The organism is Streptococcus sp. 1F3 (assembly GCF_054968985.1).
Genome location: NZ_JBUEQR010000080.1, coordinates 1 through 6,908, shown reverse-complemented (window position 1 = coordinate 6,908; position 6,908 = coordinate 1). Strand labels below are relative to the sequence as shown.

6 protein-coding genes and 1 pseudogene are annotated in these 6,908 nt (G+C 41.3%); 2 read left to right on the top strand and 5 right to left on the bottom strand.

What is annotated here, in order from left to right:
• Positions 1-195: pseudogene (locus tag ACVPON_RS07245) on the top strand (transposase); the annotation flags it as partial.
• A gap of 35 nt (positions 196-230) precedes the next feature.
• Here ACVPON_RS07245 and dltD read toward each other — a convergent pair.
• The 5 genes from dltD to ACVPON_RS07220 are packed head-to-tail and all read right to left on the bottom strand — an operon-like array spanning position 231 to position 4,687.
• A complete protein-coding gene (gene dltD, locus ACVPON_RS07240) occupies positions 231-1,511 on the bottom strand; it encodes a D-alanyl-lipoteichoic acid biosynthesis protein DltD (RefSeq protein WP_462877662.1) in 1,281 nt (426 codons plus the stop codon).
• Positions 1,504-1,743: a D-alanine--poly(phosphoribitol) ligase subunit DltC gene (gene dltC, locus ACVPON_RS07235; RefSeq protein WP_462877661.1), complete on the bottom strand. Its 240-nt coding sequence runs from the start codon at positions 1,741-1,743 to the stop codon at positions 1,504-1,506. Before dltC ends, dltD begins: the two co-directional genes overlap by 8 nt.
• Positions 1,744-1,757: 14 nt before the next feature.
• Complete coding sequence (gene dltB / locus ACVPON_RS07230) at positions 1,758-3,002, bottom strand: D-alanyl-lipoteichoic acid biosynthesis protein DltB (RefSeq protein WP_462877659.1); 1,245 nt, start codon at positions 3,000-3,002, stop codon at positions 1,758-1,760.
• Positions 2,999-4,549 (bottom strand): D-alanine--poly(phosphoribitol) ligase subunit DltA, encoded by a 1,551-nt coding sequence (gene dltA, locus ACVPON_RS07225; RefSeq protein ID WP_462877656.1) that lies wholly within the window; start codon positions 4,547-4,549, stop codon positions 2,999-3,001. The genes dltB and dltA overlap by 4 nt, the downstream gene beginning before the upstream one ends.
• 6 nt (positions 4,550-4,555) lie before the next feature.
• Entirely contained in the window at positions 4,556-4,687 is a 132-nt protein-coding gene (locus tag ACVPON_RS07220) for a teichoic acid D-Ala incorporation-associated protein DltX (RefSeq protein WP_462877653.1), read from the bottom strand.
• Positions 4,688-4,857: 170 nt separating this feature from the next.
• Between ACVPON_RS07220 and ACVPON_RS07215 the strand changes: the two genes are divergently transcribed.
• Entirely contained in the window at positions 4,858-5,829 is a 972-nt protein-coding gene (locus ACVPON_RS07215) for a S66 family peptidase (protein WP_462877665.1), read from the top strand.
• Positions 5,830-6,908 lie beyond the last annotated feature (1,079 nt).

The window sequence follows — 6,908 nt, the reverse complement described above, 5'->3', positions numbered from 1 at the left end:
AAAGGATAAAGACAAGGTTTTAAACGCCATGGAATTGCCTTATTCCAACGCCAAACTGGAGGCAACCAACAATCTCATCAAAGTCATTAAAAGAAATGCCTTGGATTCAGGAACTTTGAAAACTTTAAAAAACGCATTTTGATTGCTTTAAACGTAAAGAAAGAGAGAACCAAGTTCGTCCTCTCTAGGTGTTAGCTTTTCATCTACCCACTACAGTTGACAAAGAGCCCTTATTTGTTTGCAATTGAAAATTTCTTCACGTCCCCATCGTAATTCGCCCATTCTTTGCTGAAAAAGGCTGGATTGAGGTGATAAGTTGGGGCAGGTTGGGGATTGGCGACAAAGGGATCGACCACCTTGTCAAATTCGAGCCAGCCGAGCCAACCAATATGAATGGTATCCTGCATGAAGTAGGCCTTGCCTCCATCTTTTGAAAAATCAGCAATGTTGGTAAAGCCTTGGCTTTGTAGTTGATAGGTAATTTTTTCAACCGTTTGTTGATACATGTCTTCACGTAAACCTGTATAGGCCATCCACTTCTCATTTACTGGTGGAATGACAAAGAGGACATTGGTCTTTGATTGGGCAAATTGAGTGAGAACCAGCTGCAAGTCATTGTACTCTGGAGACTTGATATAGGAGACATGCTTCTGGGCACCCTTTAATTGCTCTATCTTTGACTTCAGACGTCTCTGATAGAAACGATCATCAATCCCTAAATCATTGGTCTTGGTATGTTCTTTAGCTTCTTGGATAGCCACTTTTTCAAGTGCCTCGTACGAAAATTCCTCTGGTAATTGTTCTAATCTTGGGAGGATACGCTGGTCATAATGACGGTTATAACTTGGTATCAAGCTATTAAAGAAAAAATCCTGTCGCTTATTGACATGTGCCATTAGCTCAATAAACTCTTCTTCTGACCCCGATAGGTCTTTCCCAGCCGCTACTTTCTTGACAAGATCTGCCATGGTCACATTAGGATAGAGTTGCAAGAGCCGCCCAGCTGCATGCTGGTTAGCTATATCTCCTGTTTGCTGGGTCAAAAAACTAGTCAATTGATCACTATTAAAATACTGCTGAAAGGCACTCGCATCATAGCCAGTCCTGGTAAACCACTGGGGGGATACGACATAAACCACTGTATTATTCTCAAGCTCCGGTAACATCTGCTGCATGCCAAAGTATTGGTTGAGAGAAGCTGCACCACGCTGTCCTAGCAAATAAGGACGATATGAGCGGTCATACTTCTCCGCCAAGACAGACGGATGCATACTATCAAAGCGCAACCACTCACTCGAGCCAAAGAAGGGAACAAAGCGGTGGTTCGTATCTGTCAGTGCTTGAACTTTTTGCATTCGCCCCTTAAAACTCGTAGCTGTTAGGGTTACCGCAGAGCGTTTTTCTGCCTCAAAATTGTGATGGATCTGGGTCGGATAAAAGACAAGTAGACAGACTACCAACAAGGCGGCACAAAAGACTGGTCCTAAAATGAGCCCTAGACGTCTAAGCATTCCTCAACTCCGTAATCCCTTCGATGATTTTATTGGCAGTATTCCAGTCCTCGCGTCCAAATTCTGACACGGGAACACGGATATCAAAACGTGATTCAATTTCAACAATCAACTCCACCGTTCCCATACTATCTAGAACACCTACATCAAACAAATCTTCATCCATCATGTCTGATACATCCTCCATAAACAATTCATCCATTATTTCAAGTACTTCTGCCTTAATATCCATAGAATAACTCCTTTTTATTTCTTAAACCACAGGTCATTTAAAAATCCAGAAAAGATTAAAAATGACAACATCACAACATGAAAGGTCACTACTACTCCTAAAGCCTGTGTGAAGCGATTCTCAGGCAAGGAGGGAAGACCTGCTGTTTTCCGTTCTTTATTGAGCATCTTTTTCTTGCGAATCCAGGCATCATTGATAACCAATCCTAAGCCGTGAAAAAGACCATAAGTAATATAATACCAAGTCACACCATGCCATAAGCCCATGAGGAGCATATTGAGCAAGTAAGCTACACTTGATGTTGTAGTGCGATTTTTAAAGACCTTATTGCGCATAAAGACCATAACCAAGCGCATGAAGACAAAATCACGGAACCAAAATGATAAGCTGATATGCCAACGATTCCAAAATTCCTTAAGGTCACGCGATAGGAAGGGCTTATCAAAATTTTCTGGACTTTTAATCCCCATAAGATAGGAAATAGCAACTGCAAACATGGAATAGCCGGCAAAGTCAAAGAATAGATCAAGACCAAAGGCATACATAACACCTAGAGCTGGCAGATTGAACCAACCGCCTTGTGACAGGGCATACTGCTTCAGCGGCGGTAAAATCATAGAACCAAAGATATGGGCCAAGATGAATTTATACAAGAATCCCAGCATAATGTAACCTACAGCCACTTCTAACATATCAAGAAGTTCATCACGGTCAGGGATTGTCCGATAATTCTCTTCAAAACGCCGGAAACGGTCAATCGGACCTCCCGAGAAAGTCGGTAAAAAGAGTAAAAAGCGTAAGAATTGCCCCAAATTGAACTCTTTTAAGACACCGTCTCTCATCTCAATGATCATTCCGACTGAGCGAAAGGTCAGATAAGAAATTCCTAAAAAGCCAAAGAGCGACTGATGCCCTGAAATGGCAGGCATGACCTTTACCATAGATAGGGGAAAAACTGCAAGCAAAACATGGAGATAAAACACCCACTTGCTATCCTTTTTCAACCGATACCATTTATAGCTAAAGACCCAGCTAGTTTGCCAAGTTACATAAAAGAAGAGAGCAACGAGTTGGGCAGGACTATCGCCTGTCAACATAAAGACAATAAAAGCTACACTCACCAATCCCTCATACCAGGCGAAACGTTTCTTAAAAAAGAGAGCAATAAAAATAGGTAAGACTGCCGCAAGCAGGTAAACAAAGTACAGAGGTTCCCCATAAGGCTCCAAATGCGGAAGCTCCTTGAGAAAATCCATCATCGATTGTTTACCTCACTAATCAAGCCCTTGATGTCAATCTTCCCGTTTGGTGTCAGCGGCAAACATTCACGGTAGAGGAACTTAGAAGGCATCATATAAGACATCATCACATCTTCCAAGTCTTCCTTGATTGCTTTGGTAATGTCAATATCACGTTCAAACTGCTCACGCACTCCCTCTTTTAAGATGACGTAAGCCAAGAGATTTTGCACCTTGTGATCCTTGTTATAGCGTGGAACAGCAACCGCAGACTTGATATATTGCGATTTATTCAAATTTTGAGAGACATCCTCTAGCTCGATGCGGTAGCCATTAAATTTGATTTGAAAATCCATCCGACCAGCATATAGGAGCAGGCCTTCGGCTGTCATTGCGCCTACGTCTCCTGTATGATAGGCTGGTAATCCCTCAAATTCAAAGAAGGCTTCGGCTGTCTTTTCAGGATTGTTCAGATAACCTTTTGATACGGCAGGACCTGAAACGATAATTTCTCCCTGCACACCGACAGGCTGTTTATTTCCATTTTCATCAATAATAAAAGTTGGCGAATCAGCCTTGGTATAACCGATCGGCAGACGCTTGAGAGTATGCAACATTTCATCTGTTACTGCTACTGCTGAGAGGGCAACAGTCGCCTCCGTCGGTCCATAAGCATTGATAATCCGTGCATTCGGAAAACGATCACGGAGCTTTTGCGCCGTTTTAACCGTCAATTCCTCACCATCAAAGTAGAAATGCGTGATATGGGGCATACTCTTGGCATTGAAATCCTCAGATAGCATAGCTAAATCAACAAAAGATGGTGTCGAAGTCCAGATAGCAACCGGCAGGTCTAAAATGGTCGCAAATAGTTTCTTAAAGTCCTGTGCCATGCTACTTGGTAAGGCAAATAAGGTCCCTCCTAATGCTAGAGTAGGCGCCCAGTACATCACTGATAAATCAAAAGAATAGGGAGGTTGAGCAAGCATCTGGGGACGACTTGGAATCGCAAATTCCTGATCGGTAATCATCCAGTTGGTAAAGCTGAGCAGATTATCATGGGAAATCTGTACTCCCTTGGGCTTGCCAGTCGTACCAGAGGTAAAAATGATATAGTAGTTATCCTCCCCCTTGACTGAATGAAGTCTGTCATAGGCTTTCTTTTGTGCAAAAGCAGACTTGATATCCGAAAGACCTAGCTTAGGAATCGCCACTTCTAAAGGAAAATCCGCCACTCCAATAATTAAACTCGGCTCTGCCACTTCTAAAATAGCAGAGACCCGCTCCAAGGCAGAATGGCTATCAATCGGAATATAGGCATGACCAGACTTGGTAAGGGCTACAAAGGTGGCAAGCATTTCATACTCTTGTCCACCAAAGACAACAACAGGAGACTTTGCAGGCAAGCCAAGACTATCAATCCTTGCTGCGAGACTATCTGAATCTTCTTTCAAATCCCGATAAGTATGCACCTCACCCAAGATATTATAGACAGGAAAGTCTGGCTGGGTTACTGCGTACTGCTCAATTGTTTCAATCATATCCTTTATCATTCGTTGTGTCACCATTCACCTCTAAAATTCATTATAAATAAAGCCACCTTGCCCTTGTCCAAGGTAGGAAAAAAAGTATAGTAGGGCTAGAAAAATCATAAAGTACAGCAGGGTCTGCCCTATAAACTTACAAACCGTTTGATGCTTTTTCATTTCAAATCACTCATTTATCCAAAATAGTCACTCTATTTTACCATGTTCTATAAGAAATATTCAATCTAAAACCATTACAAATACCTATTCCACCAAAAATGTGGGAAAGCTTTTTGCATTCCTCTGTAAAAAAGAGTACAATATAAAAACATCAAAAGGAGGGTTCCCTAATAAAAAAACTTAGCAACGATGCCCATATCCGCATTCTTAGTCCATCATCATCAATTGAACGTATCGGCGGTTTTGATGCCAATCGTTCCGCTAAAAAACGTTTGGAAGATCTGGGATTCAAACTGTCATTTTCAAAACACTATCATGAACACGATTTACTAGGATCTTCTTCTATTGAAAGCCGTGTAGCAGACCTGCACGAAGCATTTTTAGATGATGGTGTAGATATGATTCTAGCTACAATCGGCGGCTTTAACTGCAATGAACTCCTGCCCCACCTTGATTATGACTTAATCCGAACCCATCCCAAGATCATTTGTGGTTATTCAGATACCACAGCGCTCCTCAATGCTATTTATGCCAAGACAGGACTAAAAACATATATGGGACCTGCCTATTCTAGCTTTAAAATGGAAGCCCTCCAAGACTATCAGACCGAAAGTTGGCTAAAAGCCCTAACCCAAACTTCCTATTATTTAGTCCCAAGTAAGGAATGGGGGAGTAACGCCTGGTACCTACCTAATGCAGAGATGACCTTTCTCAAGACTAAATGGAAAGTCTACAATCACGGACAAGCCGAGGCGATCGCTCTCGGTGGCAATTTATCAACCTTCTCGCTCCTACCCGGCACCCCCTATGCACCACAAGAAAACGATTATCTCTTCTTTTTAGAGGAGGCAGAAGAAGATGACTACTTCGACTTTGACCGCACCCTCGCAGCACTACTCCAAGCCTATCCAGAACCAAAAGCTATTCTCATCGGTCGTTTCCCAAAAGAATGTAGCATGACCCAGGAACTATTACTCTATATCCTGGATAAATATCCTGTATTAAAGACCATTCCAGTCATTTACGATATGGATTTTGCCCATACCCAGCCCCTTTTCACCATTACTATCGGAGCAAGGGTTCACATAGATACCCAGACCATGACTGTGCATGTCAAGGAAGATACATTGACCAGTCGATAGCATCCAATTCCTCCTACACCTCCATGCTTATCCTCTGCTAGGTCATGATGCTGCTAGACAATTCTTAATCTAGTCATTCTAGTCTACATTGATAATTGAATGCACCTAAATGCAAAAGAAACAGGAAGCTTTGCGAAGATGCTGACGTCTAGCAAAAGCTTCCTGTTTCTATTTTGACTTCTTGATGGACTTTAGCCTATAGAATCCTCTTAGATTAGACTTCCAACTTTTCGTCAGACGTCCTATTTTCACCATGTGCTTCTACAGCCTTATAGCTTATAAATGATATAGTTATTTCACTTTTAAAAACTATATTATGGAATTAGAAAAACTGCCCTTGAGTATGTAGCATAAGCAGGCATATCATAATTATCGTGCTGGTTTTAAAGTGAATTGACTATAATAGTCAGTTTACTTTTGAATCTCTTTATAAAAACTCACCTCGGCACTGCTTATACTCAATAAAAATCAAAAGTAGACTAGCTTTCACAATTAAGAATTGTGAAAGGTTGGAAATGAGAGTAGCACCGCTCATTTCCTTATAATCGAAGCCGAAGGTAGAACGAGCCTTCACCAAGGCAAGTGGACGAAGTATCCTTTTGATTTTTAAAGAGTATTATTTTACAGGTATCAAGTTGGTGATACATTCTATTTTAAAACAAAAGCACTATACTAAAAATCTAAAGAAAGCTACTAGCTACTCTGAATGAGGTGTAACCCCCTCTACCCTCTCTTTCATAAAACACGCTCAATATAGTTGTTTCGTTTACTTTTAGTACTAGGCAACGAGCTGCAGGCTGCTTCAACAGTCTAATGACTGTTGAAGGTTGGAAATCATACTGACGATAGTCAGTAACAATCGTAGAGTACGGCAAAGCGAGTAAGGAAACGAAGTTTCCACAATTCATCTAGAAGATGATTGGAAGTTGGAAATAGAGAAACGGAGTTTCCACAATCGTCGAAGGAATAAAAGGTAAATGAAATGAGTATACCATAAGAAAGGCTCTATAATTTCTGTAGTGGGTAAATCCACTGTAGAGATTATGGAGCCTTTTTGAGTATAGAAAAAAAGTCCCATA

Excerpts from the sequence above, each read along its gene's own strand:
- dltD (WP_462877662.1), bottom strand. The coding sequence starts at position 1,511 with ATGCTTAGACGTCTAGGGCTCATTTTAGGACCAGTCTTTTGTGCCGCC.
- dltC (WP_462877661.1), bottom strand. The coding sequence starts at position 1,743 with ATGGATATTAAGGCAGAAGTACTTGAAATAATGGATGAATTGTTTATG.
- dltB (WP_462877659.1), bottom strand. The coding sequence starts at position 3,002 with ATGATGGATTTTCTCAAGGAGCTTCCGCATTTGGAGCCTTATGGGGAA.
- dltA (WP_462877656.1), bottom strand. The coding sequence starts at position 4,549 with ATGGTGACACAACGAATGATAAAGGATATGATTGAAACAATTGAGCAG.
- ACVPON_RS07220 (WP_462877653.1), bottom strand. The coding sequence starts at position 4,687 with ATGAAAAAGCATCAAACGGTTTGTAAGTTTATAGGGCAGACCCTGCTG.